The sequence below is a fragment of the Stenotrophomonas maltophilia group sp. RNC7 genome (genome assembly GCF_030910085.1).
Taxonomy (GTDB): domain Bacteria; phylum Pseudomonadota; class Gammaproteobacteria; order Xanthomonadales; family Xanthomonadaceae; genus Stenotrophomonas; species Stenotrophomonas sepilia.
In genome coordinates this window covers 44,401-59,570 of sequence record NZ_JAVFVN010000503.1, presented here as the reverse complement: position 1 = coordinate 59,570, position 15,170 = coordinate 44,401, and the positions used below count along the sequence as shown (strand labels likewise).

9 protein-coding genes are annotated in these 15,170 nt (G+C 66.2%); 6 read left to right on the top strand and 3 right to left on the bottom strand.

From position 1 onward, the window contains the following. The first annotated feature begins 247 nt into the window (after window positions 1-247). Complete coding sequence (gene acnA / locus RCF13_RS09875) at window positions 248-3,001, top strand: aconitate hydratase AcnA (RefSeq protein WP_061479286.1); 2,754 nt, start codon at window positions 248-250, stop codon at window positions 2,999-3,001. An 89-nt stretch (window positions 3,002-3,090) separates the two neighbouring features. On the opposite strand, the gene RCF13_RS09870 is transcribed toward acnA, so the two are convergent. Next, window positions 3,091-4,641 (bottom strand): BCCT family transporter, encoded by a 1,551-nt coding sequence (locus RCF13_RS09870; RefSeq protein WP_061479285.1) that lies wholly within the window; start codon window positions 4,639-4,641, stop codon window positions 3,091-3,093. 170 nt (window positions 4,642-4,811) lie between these two features. On the opposite strand from RCF13_RS09870, the gene betI reads away from it, so the two are divergent. The 5 genes from betI (at window position 4,812) to RCF13_RS09845 (ending at window position 11,616) form a co-directional block, all read left to right on the top strand. Continuing rightward, window positions 4,812-5,402 (top strand): transcriptional regulator BetI, encoded by a 591-nt coding sequence (betI, locus tag RCF13_RS09865; RefSeq protein ID WP_134968461.1) that lies wholly within the window; start codon window positions 4,812-4,814, stop codon window positions 5,400-5,402. A gap of 38 nt (window positions 5,403-5,440) precedes the next feature. After that, window positions 5,441-6,913, top strand: coding sequence for a betaine-aldehyde dehydrogenase (gene betB, locus RCF13_RS09860; protein WP_061479283.1), 1,473 nt, complete (start codon window positions 5,441-5,443; stop codon window positions 6,911-6,913). Window positions 6,914-7,014: 101 nt separating this feature from the next. Then, window positions 7,015-8,697 carry a choline dehydrogenase gene (gene betA, locus RCF13_RS09855; RefSeq protein ID WP_061479282.1) on the top strand — a complete coding sequence of 561 codons (1,683 nt, stop codon included), beginning with the start codon at window positions 7,015-7,017 and terminating at the stop codon, window positions 8,695-8,697. A 208-nt stretch (window positions 8,698-8,905) separates the two neighbouring features. Further along, window positions 8,906-10,582 carry a long-chain fatty acid--CoA ligase gene (locus tag RCF13_RS09850; protein ID WP_134968460.1) on the top strand — a complete coding sequence of 559 codons (1,677 nt, stop codon included), beginning with the start codon at window positions 8,906-8,908 and terminating at the stop codon, window positions 10,580-10,582. A gap of 161 nt (window positions 10,583-10,743) precedes the next feature. After that, window positions 10,744-11,616, top strand: coding sequence for a crotonase/enoyl-CoA hydratase family protein (locus RCF13_RS09845; protein WP_061479280.1), 873 nt, complete (start codon window positions 10,744-10,746; stop codon window positions 11,614-11,616). A gap of 70 nt (window positions 11,617-11,686) precedes the next feature. On the opposite strand, the gene RCF13_RS09840 is transcribed toward RCF13_RS09845, so the two are convergent. Continuing rightward, window positions 11,687-13,861: a response regulator gene (locus RCF13_RS09840; protein WP_231352703.1), complete on the bottom strand. Its 2,175-nt coding sequence runs from the start codon at window positions 13,859-13,861 to the stop codon at window positions 11,687-11,689. After that, window positions 13,858-15,003 (bottom strand): two-component system response regulator, encoded by a 1,146-nt coding sequence (locus tag RCF13_RS09835; RefSeq protein WP_308141103.1) that lies wholly within the window; start codon window positions 15,001-15,003, stop codon window positions 13,858-13,860. Before RCF13_RS09835 ends, RCF13_RS09840 begins: the two co-directional genes overlap by 4 nt. Window positions 15,004-15,170: the final 167 nt, after the last annotated feature.

The following is a 15,170-nucleotide window of genomic DNA, read 5'->3' as shown; positions in this document are numbered from 1 at the left end:
GTCCACCTGTCCCCCGGCGCCATACGGCACTGCCTCGAGCCTGTCAGCCCGCACTAAGTCCGGCGGCGCCATGACACGAAAACTACATACGAATTTATAACCTTGCGTTCTGAGCCCGCAGTTCTGCGGCCCCGACGGCATCGGCGATACTGGCCTTCTGCCCGGCGGCACGGACTGCCGGCCACCGCAAGCAGGCCTGCCCATGCGCGGGCCACTGCAAGCCATCCGCAAGAAGGAGTTAACCCGCATGAGCGATTCGTTCTCCACCCGCAGCCAGCTGAACGTCGGTGGCAAGACCTACGACTACTTCAGCCTGCCCACGCTGGGCCAGCGCTTCGATATCTCCCACCTGCCCTACTCGATGAAGATCCTGCTGGAGAACCTGCTCCGGCACGAGGACGGCGGCATCACTGTCGGCAAGGACCACATCGAAGCCGTGGCCCGCTGGAACCCGGCGGCCGAGCCGGACACCGAGATCGCCTTCATGCCGGCGCGCGTGGTCCTGCAGGACTTCACTGGCGTGCCCTGCGTGGTCGACCTGGCCGCGATGCGCGATGCGGTGGTCAAGCTCGGCGGCAAGCCGGAGCAGATCAACCCGCAGATTCCCTCCGAACTGGTCATCGACCACTCGGTGCAGGTCGATGTGTTCGGCAAGCCCGACGCGCTGGACCTCAACGGCAAGATCGAATTCCAGCGCAACCAGGAACGCTACGGCTTCCTGCGCTGGGGACAGAAGGCCTTCGACAACTTCAAGGTGGTGCCGCCCAACACCGGCATCGTCCACCAGGTGAACCTGGAGAACCTGGCCCGCGTGGTGATGACCGCGCAGAAGGATGGCAAGGACATTGCCTACCCCGACACCGTGTTCGGTACCGACAGCCATACCACCATGATCAACGGCATCGGCGTGCTCGGCTGGGGCGTGGGGGGCATCGAAGCCGAGGCGGCCATGCTCGGCCAGCCATCGTCGATGCTGATTCCGCAGGTCGTCGGCTTCAAGCTGACCGGCAAGCTGCCCGAAGGCGCCACCGCCACCGACCTGGTGCTGACCGTCACCCAGATGCTGCGCAAGCTGGGCGTGGTGGGCAAGTTCGTCGAGTTCTACGGTGACGGCCTGCAGCACCTGCCACTGGCCGACCGCGCCACCATCGGCAACATGGCCCCGGAATACGGCGCCACCTGCGGCATCTTCCCGATCGACGCCGAATCGCTGAACTACCTGCGCCTGTCCGGTCGCAGCGAAGAGCAGATCGATCTGGTCGAGGCCTACGCCAAGGCGCAGGGCCTGTGGCACGAACCGGGCAGCCCGCACGCCCAGTACAGCACCACGCTGGAACTGGACATGGGCACGGTGAAGCCGTCGCTGGCCGGCCCGAAGCGCCCGCAGGACCGCGTGCTGTTGGAAGACGTGCAGAAGAACTACCGCGAAGCGCTGGTCGGCATGACCGCCAACCGTGACAAGCGCAGCGAGGACGTTGCCACCTTCGTCAACGAAGGCGGCGGCGCCGCGGTCGGCAACGAGCAGCTGGCCAAGGGCTTCGCCGACATCGAGATCGAAGGCCGCAAGGTGCGGCTGAAGGATGGCGCAGTGGTCATCGCCGCCATCACCTCGTGCACCAACACCTCCAACCCGGCGGTGATGATCGGTGCCGGCCTGCTGGCCCGCAACGCGGCCGCCAAAGGCCTGAACCGCCAGCCGTGGGTCAAGACCTCGCTCGGCCCGGGCTCGCGCGTGGTCACCGACTACCTGGAAAAGGCCGGTGTGCTGAAGGAGCTGGAGAAGATCGGCTTCTACGTGGTCGGCTACGGCTGCACCACCTGCATCGGCAACTCCGGCCCGCTGCCGACCGAAGTCAGCGCCGGCATCGCCGCCGGCGACCTGGTGGTGACCTCGGTGCTGTCGGGCAACCGCAACTTCGAGGGCCGCGTGCACCCCGAAGTGAAGATGAACTACCTGGCGAGCCCGCCGCTGGTGGTGGCCTATGCCATCGCCGGCACCACCGACATCGACCTGACCACCCAGCCGCTCGGCACCGGCAGCGACGGCCAGCCCGTGTTCCTGCGCGACATCTGGCCGAGCAACAAGGAAATCGGCGACGTCATCGCCGCCACCATTGGCCCGGAGATGTTCAAGCAGAACTACGCCGATGTGTTCAAGGGCGATACCCGCTGGAACACCATCGCCTCGCCGGATGGCAACCTGTACGCGTGGAGCGACGCCTCCACCTACATCAAGAACCCGCCCTACTTCGATGGCATGACCATGCAGACCGGCAGCATCGACGACGTGCACGGAGCACGCGTGATGGGCCTGTTCGGCGACTCGATCACCACCGACCACATTTCCCCGGCCGGCAACATCAAGAAGGACTCACCGGCGGGCCGCTTCCTGCAGGAGCGCGGCGTGCAGCCGGCCGACTTCAACAGCTACGGCAGCCGTCGCGGCAACGATGACGTGATGGTCCGCGGCACCTTCGCCAACATCCGCATCAAGAACCTGATGTTCGGTGGCGAGGAAGGCGGCAACACCCTGTACTACCCGGCCGGTGGTGGCCAGCCGGAGAAGCTGGCGATCTACGACGCGGCCATGAAGTACAAGGCCGACAAGGTGCCGCTGGTGGTGCTGGCCGGCAAGGAATACGGCACCGGCTCGTCGCGTGACTGGGCGGCCAAGGGCACCCTGCTGCTGGGGGTGAAGGCGGTCATCGCCGAGAGCTTCGAGCGCATCCACCGTTCCAACCTGGTCGGCATGGGCGTGCTGCCGCTGCAGTTCCGCAACGGCGAGAACGCGCAGTCTCTGGGCCTGGACGGCTCCGAGGTGATCGACATCACCGGCCTGCAGGACGGTGCCAGCAAGCGCGCCACGGTCACCGCCACCAGGGCTGATGGCACGAAGAAGACCTTCGAGGTGTCGGTGATGCTGCTGACCCCGAAGGAAGTCGAGTACTTCCGCCACGGTGGCCTGCTGCAGTACGTGCTGCGCCAGCTGGCCAGCAAGTAACGACAAAGGGCCGGATCCGCACGGATCCGGCCCTTTGCGTTTGCGATGCCCTTGTAGAGCCGAGCATGGGCTCGGCTCTACAGAAGCGCTCAGCGGCGCGGCGCATCCGGGTCGGTGCGCAGGGCCTTCAACAGGCCCCACATGTAGAACGCCAGGGTGAACGAGAACGGCAGGCCGCACAGCACCACCGCGGTCTGCATCGCGCTGAAATTGCCAGCCAGCAGCAGGCCGACGCTGGCCACAGTGATGCCGGCGGCCCAGAACACGCGCAGCCAGATCGGCGCGTCATGGCCATCTTCCACGCCATCGTCAACGCGACGCGTGCACAGGTTGGCGATCATCAGCGTGCCCGAGTCGACCGGGGTCAGGAACAGCACGAAGCCGATCACCACCGCAGCACCGGCCACGTACGGCGCCGCAGGCAGGTATTCCAGCAGCTTGAACAAGGTCATCGCTGCATCGTGCTGGGCCACGTCACCCAGGATCGCCTGGCCATGGTTGAGCACCAGGTCAATGGCGGTGTTGCCGAAGATCGACAGCCAGGCCAGGGTGAAGCCGAGCGGGATCAGCAGCACGCCCAAGATCACTTCGCGGATGGTGCGGCCACGCGAGATGCGCGCCACGAAAAGGCCGACGAACGGCGCCCAGGCGATCCACCACGCCCAGTAGAACAGCGTCCACGACCCCATCCACTCACGGCCCTTGGGGTCGTTGAGGTACATGTCGAAGCTCTTGCGCACGAACGCGCCGAGGTAGTCGCCGGTGTTCTGGATCAGGCCGTCGAACAGGTGCAGGGTCGGGCCGGTGACCAGCACGAACAGCAGCAGGCCGCACAGCAGGCGCACGTTGAGGTTGGACAGCCAGGCAATGCCTTTTTCCACGCCAGCGACCACGCCGATGGTGGCCACCACCATCATCACCAGCACGATCGCCACCAGCACCTGCGGCGTATCCGGGATGTGGAACAGGTAGACCAGGCCGGACTGTACCACCAGCGCGCCGATGCCGAGGTTGGTCACCATCGAGATCAGCGTGGCCAGGATGCCGAAGCCATCGACCATGTCGCCGATGCGGCCATGAATGCGCTCACCGAAGACCGGGTACAACGCAGAGCGCAGCGCCAGCGGCAGGTCCCGGCGATAGGCGAAATAGCCCAGTGCCACGCCGACCAGCGCATACAGCGCCCAGCCATGCAGGCCCCAGTGCAGGAAGGTCAGCACCATCGCCTCGCGGCCGGCGGCCACGGTGCCGCCGGGCTGTCCGGGCGGATTGAGGAAATGATCCAGCGGCTCGTAGGCGCCGTAGTACAGCAGCGCGATGCCGATGCCGGCCGAGAACAGCATCGAGACCCAGGCAACGTAGCCAAAGGCCGGTGACTCCTCGTTGTGGCCCAGGCGGATGCGGCCGTACGGCGAGAACGCCAGCCACAGCACGAAGCCCAGGCACAGCACGATCAGCAGCATGTACCACCAGCCGAACGCGGCCGAGACCTCGGCCTGCGCCCATTGCAGCCAGTGCTCGCTGCCTTCGGGATAGAGCACGGTGAGCAGCCCGAGGATGCCGATCGACACTGAGGAGCTGAGGAAGACAAAACGGTTCAAGCGCAGGGGCGAACGCTTGGGATGAGCCAGGGAAGACATGGGGTCGTCTCATCAAGTCCGAGGGAGCACATGGGCGGGGCCGGACCGGTAAACCGGGCCCATGGCGTGGGGCGCGAGCGCATCCTAGGGTTTATTGATTGAACGTTCAATCAATAAAAAGCATAATGGCGGGCAGCCCGATCCTTCGGGTCGCAAACCGTGGAGAGACAATGCCGAAGAAAGGCGTGGAACCGGTACGGCGCCAACAGCTGATCCGGGCCACTTTCCAGACCATCGACGAGATCGGCATGGCCGATGCGACCGTCGCCACCATCGCGAAGAAGGCGGGGTTGTCCAGTGGCATCGTCGCCCACTACTTCGGCGACAAGGACGGCCTGCTCAATGCTGCAATGCGGCAGATCCTCCGCGAACTGAAGGACGCCGTCGCCCGCTACCGCGCAGACGCCAGCGACAGCCCGCGCGAGCAGCTGCGCGCCATCGTCGATGGCAACTTCGACGACAGCCAGATCAACGGCACCGCGATGCGCGTCTGGCTCACCTTCTGGGCCGCCAGCATGCACCAGCCGGAACTGGCCCGGCTGCAGCGCGCCAACGACCAGCGCCTGTTCTCCAACCTGTGCCACCAGTTCAACCGCCTGCTGCCCCACCCGCAGGCCCGCCTGGCCGCCCGCGGCCTGGCCGCGATGATTGACGGCCTGTGGCTGCGCGGCAGCCTGGTCGGCGGCCAGTTCAATGCCGAGAAGTCCCGGCGCATCGCTTACGGCTATATCGACTTCCAGTTGCAGGCTGCCGCGCTATAAGCGCTTCAGCACCCGCCCCCTTCCAAGGAGTACGCCCCATGACCACCCTGCCCGTCCAACAGCTCTACATCCACGGCCAGCGCGTCGATGCCACCAGCGGCAAGACCTTCAAGACCATCAACCCGGCCACCGGCGAGGTGATCGCCGAGGTGCAGGTCGCCAGCCAGGCCGACGTCGAACGTGCCGTGCAGAGCGCAGCCGAAGGCCAGAAGGTGTGGGCCGCGATGACCGCCATGGAGCGTTCGCGCATCCTGCGCCGTGCCGTCGAGCTCCTGCGCGAGCGCAACGACGAACTGGCCCACCTGGAAACCCTGGACACCGGCAAGGCGCTGGCCGAAACCACCACCGTGGACATCGTCACCGGCGCCGACGTGGTCGAGTACTACGCCGGCCTGGCCACCGCCATCGAAGGTATCCAGCTGCCGCTGCGCGAATCGAGCTTCTTCTATACCCGACGCGAACCGCTGGGCGTGGTCGCCGGCATCGGTGCCTGGAACTACCCGATCCAGATCGCCATGTGGAAGTCGGCGCCGGCGCTGGCCGCGGGCAACGCGATGGTGTTCAAGCCGTCCGAAGTGACCCCGCTGACCGCGATCCGGCTGGCCGAAATCTACACCGAAGCCGGCGTTCCCGCCGGCGTGTTCAACGTGGTGCAGGGCCCGGGCCGCGAGATCGGCCAGTGGCTGACCGAGCACCCGGTGATCGAGAAGATCTCCTTCACCGGCGGCGTCGCCACCGGCAAGAAGGTCATGGCCAGCGCCGCGTCCTCGTCGCTGAAGGAAGTGACCATGGAACTGGGCGGCAAGTCGCCGCTGGTGATCTGCGATGACGCCGACCTCGACCGCGCCGCCGACATCGCGGTGATGGCCAACTTCTTCAGCTCCGGCCAGGTCTGCACCAACGGCACCCGCGTGTTCGTGCCGCGCAGCATGCTGGCCGCGTTCGAAGCCGCTGTTGTCGAGCGCGTCAAGCGCATCCGCATCGGCGACCCGATGGCCGCCGAGACCAACTTCGGCCCGCTGACCAGCTTCCCGCACATGGAAAATGTGCTGCGCTACATCGAGAGTGGCAAGGCCGAAGGTGCCCGCCTGCTGACTGGCGGCGGCCGTGCCACCGAAGGCGCGCTGGCCAACGGCGCCTACGTGCTGCCGACCGTGTTCTCCGACTGCCGCGATGACATGACCATCGTCAAGGAAGAGATCTTCGGGCCGGTGATGAGCATCCTCGCCTATGACGACGAAGACGAAGTGGTGCGTCGCGCCAACGACACCACCTTCGGCCTCGCCGCCGGCGTGGTCAGCAAGGACATCAGCCGCGCCCACCGCATCATCCATCGCCTGGAAGCCGGCATCTGCTGGATCAACACCTGGGGTGAATCGCCGGCCGAAATGCCGGTCGGTGGCTACAAGGAATCCGGCGTCGGCCGCGAGAACGGCATCTCCACCCTCGGCCACTACACCCGCATCAAGTCGGTGCAGGTCGAGCTGGGCGACTACGCCAGCGTGTTCTGACCGGCGCGCCCCGAGCACGCCCCATCGTCCGGCCACCGCGCCGATCCGACATTCCGCCGGGACGCCTGCATGCAGCGCGCCCCGGCCTGCAGGAGACACCCATGAGCACCCATAACGAGTACGACTACATCATCATCGGCGCCGGTTCGGCCGGCAACGTGCTGGCGACCCGCCTCACCGAAGATGCCGATGTCAGCGTGCTGCTGCTGGAAGCCGGTGGCCCGGACTACCGGCTCGACTTCCGTACCCAGATGCCGGCGGCGCTGGCCTTCCCGCTGCAGGGCAAGCGCTACAACTGGGCGTACAAGACCGATCCCGAGCCCTTCATGAACAACCGGCGCATGGACTGCGGCCGCGGCAAGGGCCTGGGCGGCTCGTCGCTGATCAACGGCATGTGCTACATCCGCGGCAACGCAATGGACTACGACAACTGGGCCAGCATGCCGGGCCTGGAAGACTGGACCTACCTGGACTGCCTGCCCTACTTCCGCAAGGCCGAAACCCGCGACATCGGCCCCAATGACTACCACGGCGGTGACGGCCCGCTGCGCGTGACCACGCCCAAGGCCGGCAACAACGAGCTGTTCGCTGCGATGGTCGAGGCCGGCGTGCAGGCCGGCTACCCGCGCACCGACGACCTCAACGGCTACCAGCAGGAAGGCTTCGGCCCGATGGACCGCACGGTGACCCCGAAGGGCCGTCGTTCCAGCACCGCCCGCGGCTACCTGGACCTGGCCAAGCCACGCCCGAACCTGACCATCGTCACCCACGCGCTGACCGACCGCATCCTGTTCTCGGGCAAGCGCGCGGTGGGCGTGCAGTGGCTGCACCACGACCAGCCGCAGCGTGCCACCGCCCGCCGCGAGGTGCTGCTGTGCGGCGGCGCCATCGCCTCGCCGCAGATCCTGCAGCGCTCCGGTGTCGGCCCGGCCGACCTGCTGCGCAGCCTCGACATCGACCTGGTGCACCACCTGCCGGGCGTCGGCGCCAACCTGCAGGATCACCTGGAGATGTACCTGCAATACGAATGCAAGAAGCCGGTGTCGCTGGCGCCGGCGCTGAAGCTGTACAACCAGCCGGCGATCGGTGCCGAGTGGCTGTTCCTGGGCACCGGCATCGGCGCCAGCAACCAGTTCGAGGCCGGCGGCTTCATCCGCAGCGACGCCGAGTTCGACTGGCCGAACCTGCAGTACCACTTCCTGCCGGTGGCGATCAACTACAACGGCTCCAACCCGATCAAGGCGCACAGCTTCCAGATGCACGTCGGCTCGATGCGCTCGCCCAGCCGTGGCCGCATCCATGTGCGCTCGAAGGACCCGCGCGAACATCCGAGCATCCTGTTCAACTACATGTCGCACGAGCAGGACTGGCGCGAATTCCGCGCGGCGATCCGCATCACCCGCGAGATCTTCGCACAGCCGGCGCTGGCCCCGTACAGCGGCCGCGAGATCTCGCCGGGCAGTGCACTGCAGACCGATGCACAGATCGATGCGTTCGTGCGCGAGCATGCCGAGACCGCCTACCACCCGTCGTGTTCGAACAAGATGGGCCATGCCGACGACCCGATGGCGGTGGTCGATGGTCAGGGTCGCGTGCACGGCCTGGAAGGCCTCCGCATCGTCGATGCGTCGATCATGCCGCAGGTGGTGACCGGCAACCTCAACGCGCCGACCATCATGATGGCCGAGAAGCTGGCCGACGTGATCCGCGGCCGCACCCCGCTGGCCCGCAGCACTGCGCCGTACTACAAGGCCAACGGCGCGCCGGTGCGCAAGCAGGGCTGACGCAAGCGGCCCGCCTGTGGGGCGCGGTCCGGCATCCGCCGGATCGCCTGTCCAGCGCAGATGCCGGCCAGCGGCCGGCACGACCCAGCAAAGAGGCCCTTCGGGGCCTCTTCGCGTTTTCCCTACGGCGGGGTATGCTGCAATGACCGGCCGTTGTCGATACGCTCAGGGCCGGAACCTAATACATCACGATTCCTGGAGGGGGAATATGAGTCTGGATCGTCCCTGGCTGCAGAGCTATCCGAAAGGTGTTCCCGCCGAGATCGACGTCAACGAGTTCCATTCGGTAGCTTCGGTCTTCGACGCTTCCGTCGCGAAATTCCGCGACCGTCCCGCCTACTCCAGCTTCGGCAAGGTCCTCACCTATGGCGAGACCGACGCGCTGGTCAATCAGTTCGCGGCCTACCTGCTGGGAGAGCTCAAGCTCAAGAAGGGTGACCGCGTCGCCCTGATGATGCCCAACTGCCTGCAGTACCCGGTGGCCACCTTCGGCGTGCTGCGCGCCGGCCTGACCGTGGTCAATGTCAATCCGTTGTACACCGCGCGCGAGCTCAAGCACCAGCTGATCGATGCCGGCGTGACCGCACTGGTGGTGGTCGACAACTTCGGCGACACCGTCGAGCAGGTCATCGCCGATACGCCGGTCAAGCACGTGATCACCACCGGCCTGGGCGACCTGCTTGGCGCCAAGGGCGTGATCGTCAACTTCGTGCTGAAGTACATCAAGAAGATGGTGCCCAACTACCATCTCAAGGGCGCGGTGCGGTTCCGCCAGGCGCTGAAGATCGGCAGCCGCCACAGCCTGCCCAAGGTCGAGATCGACCACGACGACATTGCATTCCTGCAATACACCGGCGGCACCACCGGCGTGGCCAAGGGCGCGATGCTGACCAACCGCAACCTGATCGCCAACATGCAGCAGGCCTCGGCCTGGATCAGTGCGTCGGGCATCGAGATGGGCAAGGAGTGGATCATCACCGCCCTGCCGCTGTACCACATCTTCGCACTGACCGCGAACGGGCTGGTCTTCATGAAGTTCGGTGGCTGCAACCACCTGATCACCAATCCGCGTGACATGAAGGGCTTCGTCAAGGAGCTCAAGTCGGTGCGCTTCACCGCCATCACCGGCGTCAACACGCTGTTCAATGGCCTGCTCAACACCCCCGGCTTCGACACCGTCGACTTTTCCTCGCTGAAGGTCACCCTGGGCGGCGGCATGGCGGTGCAACGCGCCGTGGCCGAGCGTTGGAAGAAGGTCACCGGGGTGACCCTGGTGGAGGCGTATGGCCTGACCGAGACCTCGCCGGCGGCCTGCATCAACCCGCTCACCCTGACCGAATACAACGGCTCGATCGGCTTGCCGATCCCGTCCACCGATGCCTGCATCAAGGACGACAACAGCGCCATCCTGCCGCTGGGCGAGGTCGGCGAGCTCTGCATCAAGGGCCCGCAGGTGATGAAGGGCTACTGGCAGCGCCCGGAGGAAACCGCCAAGGCGATCGATGCCGACGGCTGGCTGCATACCGGCGACATGGCGAAGATGGACGAACACGGCTTCTTCTACATCGTCGACCGCAAGAAGGACATGATCCTGGTGTCCGGCTTCAACGTGTACCCGAATGAAGTCGAGGACGTGATCGCGATGATGCCGGGCGTGCTGGAAGTGGCCGCGGTCGGCGTCCCGGACGACAAGTCCGGCGAGGTGGTGAAGGTGGTCATCGTGAAGAAGGATCCGAACCTGACCGCCGAAATGGTCAAGGAGCATGCCCGGGCCAACCTGACCGGCTACAAGCACCCCAAAATCGTTGAATTCCGAAAGGAGCTGCCGAAGACCAATGTCGGCAAGATCCTCCGTCGCGAACTCCGCGATACGCCCGCCCAGTAAGGGTTTGCGGCAATTTGAACGATGCAGGGCCCGGGGCGGAAACGTCCCGGGCCCTTTCGCATGCGAGGCCCCTGGGGCGGTGTAGCATCGCCGCGTGTGTGGACCGTTCGGCCCGCCGGCCACCCACCTGACACTGCGGGCCGCATGCCGAGGACCCTTCCATGAGTACCATCGAAAAGCTGCCTTCAAGCGGCTCACCGTTCGCCACCATCCGTACCGAAGACAGCGCCGACGGCGCTGCCCACTGGCTGTTCATGCACGCCGACGCCGCCACCGGGATCCGCCCCTGCTGCCGCAAGGACATGCTCGACGAAATGTGGAGCTACATGGCGGCCATCACCCGCAGCCCTGCCGAACGCCACAGCGGAACATTGCGGCATTTCGTGCTGGCCTCCGATGCCGTCGCCTACAACCTGGGCGGCGACCTGGACCTGTTCACCCGCCTGATCCGTGAAGGCAACCGGGACCTCCTGCTGAACTACGCCCAGCGCTGCGTGGAGGGCGTGCACCACCTGCACACCGGGTTCGGCGGCGACGTCCGTTCGATCGCGCTCATCCAGGGTGACGCCCTCGGCGGCGGCCTGGAAATGGCCCTGGCCTGCCACACCATCGTCGCCGAGGAAGGCAGCGGACTGGGCCTGCCGGAGGTGCTGTTCGGCCTGTTCCCGGGCATGGGTGCGTACTCCTTCCTGTGCCGGCGCGTGTCCCCCCACCTGGCCGAGAAGATCATCCTCGACGGCCGGGTCTACAGCGCCGAGGAGATGCACGCGATGGGCGTGGTCGACGTGCTGGTGAAGAAGGGCGAAGGCCGGGCGGCGGTGGAAGAACTGATCCGCCAGCAGCAGCGCACGCCGCAGTCCTATCTGGCGATGAACGCCGCACGCGCCATCGCCCAGCCGGTCAGCTACGACGAACTGCTGGAGATCACCAAGGTATGGGTCGATTCCGCCCTCGCACTCGGCGACCGTTCGCTGCGTACCATGGACCGCCTGATCAAGGCCCAGACCCGTCGCGCCAGCCTCGACGCGGCCTGATTCATCCCTCCCCCAGGATGGGTTCAAGCCCGGTTGGCCACCGGGCTTTTTTTATGCACCCTGCCGTGGTTCAACGCGCCTCGCCATCGTCGGCAGCGCCGCGCAGCCGGCGTTCGGCCCGTGCCTCCAGCGCGCGCCGGCCTTCCTTGATCGCCTCCTGCAGGATGCCCAGGCGCTGGCGCCATTCGGTCTTCAGCTGCCAGTCGGCCATCCGCATCAGCTCGCCGGCACGGTTGGACGCGCGCATCAGGCCGAGGTTGCTGGCCACGCCCTTGATCGCGTGGGATTGTTCGCGGAACACATCCCACTGCGTGGCCTCACCGGCCTGCTCGGCCTTGCCCATGCAGCCCGCCACGTCCTCCAGGCATTGGCGGATGAACTCACGTTCGAAGCCCTCGCCCATGCCCAGCGAGGCCAGCTCGTCCAGCACGCTGCTGTCGAGCACCCCATCCTGCAGCGCCATCGGTCGCACCACCGGTGCGGCCATGGTCTTCAGCTGGGCGTTGCTGGCGATCTCGGCCAGGGTATCGAGCAGGCGCACCGCCACCACGGGCTTGGCCAGGAACGCATGCGCCCCAGCCTGGGTACAGCGCTGGATCGCCTCGGGCGTGACATCGGCGCTGAGCACCAGCACCGGCGTGCGCGGACCGCCGCCGGCCTGCATCACCCGCAACTCCTTCAGCATGTCCAGCCCGCTCATGCCCGGCATGTGCAGGTCGACAATGACCGCGTCGAATTCACTGTCGGCCAGCGCATCCAGCACCGCCTCACCGCCATCCACGCACAGCACGCGATGCCCGGCCTTCTGCAGCAGGCGCTGCAGGACCATGCGGTTGGCCTCGTGGTCGTCGGCCACCAGGATCTGCATGCTGCGCACGCGGGCGCGATGGCGCAGGAACGGGTCGGCAAATGCGATCACGTTGCCGCCCGGCCCCACGTCGTCGTCGCCGGTCAGGCTCGGCACCGCACCCGGCACCTGCGGCTGCGGCGGCGCGAACGGCAGCTCGACCCAGAAGTGGCTGCCGCGCGGCGGGTTTTCCAGATAGCCGATGTCACCGTCCATCGCCTCGACCAGGCCCTTGGCGATGGTTGTGCCCAGCCCGGTGCCCTCATGGCGACGCGCCATGCTGACGTCAGCCTGCTCGAAGGCATCGAACAGCCGCGCACGCATGGCCGGGGCCACGCCGATGCCGGTGTCGAGGATGTCGAAGCGCAGCCGCACCGCGCCACTGGTATCGGCCTGCACCACGCTGACACGGATTTCGACCCGGCCGTGATCGGTGAACTTGACCGCGTTGCCGGCCAGGTTCAGCAGGATCTGCCGCAGGTGCCCGACGTCTCCGCGCACGCGTGGCGGCACACCATCGGCGACCTTCACCCGGTAATCCAGGCGCTTGGCCTTGGCCTGCGGCAACAGGATCAGCCCGATTGCCTGGATCACGTCGGCCACGGCGAAGTCTTCGGCCACCACGCGCAGCTTGCCGGCCTCGATGGCCGAGATGTCCAGCACTTCCTCCACCAGCGCCAGCAGGCTGCGCGACGACGCCTGGATGGTGTTGAGGCACTCGCGCTGCTCATCGTCCAGGCGCGTGGTCGCCAGCACTTCGGTCATGCCGTTGAGGCCGTTCAACGGCGTGCGGAACTCGTGGCTCATGTTGGCCAGGAAACGGCTCTTGGCCTCGCTGGCACGGCGCGCCTCGGCCATCGCTTCGGTCAGCTGCCGCAGCAGCGTCGAGAAGTACAGCGGCACCGCCGCCAGGCCGAGCCAGAGGCCGATGGCCAGACGGAAATTCTGTTGCCAGTAAGGCGTCAGCAGCACCGTGCAACCGAAGCTCACCATCGCCATCGCCACCGCCACGTACAGGTAGTGGTTGCCGAAGCGCATGCCGTTGCCGACCGTCACCCACATCACCACGATGTAGACCCAGGCCAGGGGCTCGCCCATCTGCACCATGCCGGCAGCGATCAGGCCATAGTCGGCGAGCATGCCCAGCACGCGGCGGGGATCGGAACGCGCCGGCCGCCACAGCAGCCAGCCGAACAACAGCAGCGACAGGCTCAGGCCGGTCAATACGATCGCCAGCACGCCCACGTACTGCGTGTGCGGCAGGTCGTGGCGCGGCGCCGGCAACAGCACGTAGATCAGGATCAGGCTGATCAGGACAATACGGACGATCTGCTGGCCGTGTTCGCTGTCCTGGCGCTGGGACAGGCGCAGCCGCAGCTGCGACAACAGCCGTTTCACGCGCCAAGCCCCGGGCGCGCGGACGCCATCGAATGCTCGGCGCAGATCTGGTCCAGCTGTTCGCGGCCGCGCAGCAGCGCGTCCACGCATCGGGGATCGAACAGCCGGCCACGCTGGGCGTAGAGATAAGCCAGGGTGGCTTCCATGGTCCATGCTTCCTTGTACGGACGGGGCGAAATCAGGGCGTCGAAGACATCGGCGACAGCCTCGATGCGCGCTTCCAGCGGAATCGCATCGCCGACCAGCCCATCGGGATAGCCGCTGCCGTCGTAGCGCTCATGATGACGCAGTGCGATCAACGCGCCAACCTGGATGAAACGATTCTGGCTGCCGCTCAGCAGTTCATGGCCAATCCGCGGGTGCCGGCGCATGATCGCCAGCTCCTCCTCGTTGAGCTTGCCCTGCTTGAGCAGCACCGCATCGGGAATGGCGATCTTGCCCATGTCATGCAGCGGCGCAGCCATTTCGATCAGGCGCACCTCCTCCTCGGGCAGCCCGAGCTGTTCGGCAATCAGGCCGGCCACACGTGCCATGCGCTCCAGGTAGGCGCTGGTGCCGGCATCACGGAACTCGATCGCGCGCGCCAGCCGCGACAGCGTTTCGCGCTCCCGCTCTTCGACCTCATGCATGCTGGCCAGTAGGCGCTGCTCCAGCGACAGCGCCCGTTGCTTCACGTTCTCGGTCTGCTGGCGCAGCTGCAGCAGGTTGTAGCAGCGAGCACGCAGTTCGCGCGGGCGGATCGGCTTGACCAGGAAGTCGATGACGCCGGCTTCCAGTGCCGCCTGGCGGATCGGCTCGTCACCGACCACGGTGATCAGGATCACCGGAATGTCGCGGTGCTTGGGCAGTCGACGGAAACGACGGGCGAATTCCAGCCCGTCCATCTCCGGCATGCGGTAATCGAGCAGCAACAGGTCGACCGGATGGGCTTCGCACCAGGCCAATGCGGTCAGCGGATCGCCGAAGTCATACACGCTCAGTTCCGGCGCGATGTCTTCGATGACGTGACGCAGCATCGTCCGGGCGGAAGTCTGGTCATCAACGATGACGATATTCAACGCGTACTCTGCCTGGTTTTTCGACCACGCTGGATCATCAGCAGGCGAGGATACTCTGCCGCTGCGAACGCTCGCACCCTGCATCGGCCTGACTCCCGTGTCATGCGTCCCGATTCATGATCGTCATCACAATGTGAAGCGGACTCCCCACACCGTGCCCTCCCCTGACGCCGATCAAGCCATAACAGGCGTCAAGGTAGTGCAATTACGATACGCCGAGTGCGGGACGCGTCAATCGCGCCGTCTCGTTT

Coding starts and splice junctions, on each gene's coding strand:
- betI (WP_134968461.1), top strand. CDS start 4,812: ATGCCGAAGAAAGGCGTGGAACCGGTACGGCGCCAACAGCTGATCCGG.
- RCF13_RS09845 (WP_061479280.1), top strand. CDS start 10,744: ATGAGTACCATCGAAAAGCTGCCTTCAAGCGGCTCACCGTTCGCCACC.
- RCF13_RS09835 (WP_308141103.1), bottom strand. CDS start 15,003: ATGCAGGGTGCGAGCGTTCGCAGCGGCAGAGTATCCTCGCCTGCTGAT.
- acnA (WP_061479286.1), top strand. CDS start 248: ATGAGCGATTCGTTCTCCACCCGCAGCCAGCTGAACGTCGGTGGCAAG.
- RCF13_RS09850 (WP_134968460.1), top strand. CDS start 8,906: ATGAGTCTGGATCGTCCCTGGCTGCAGAGCTATCCGAAAGGTGTTCCC.
- betA (WP_061479282.1), top strand. CDS start 7,015: ATGAGCACCCATAACGAGTACGACTACATCATCATCGGCGCCGGTTCG.
- betB (WP_061479283.1), top strand. CDS start 5,441: ATGACCACCCTGCCCGTCCAACAGCTCTACATCCACGGCCAGCGCGTC.
- RCF13_RS09870 (WP_061479285.1), bottom strand. CDS start 4,641: ATGTCTTCCCTGGCTCATCCCAAGCGTTCGCCCCTGCGCTTGAACCGT.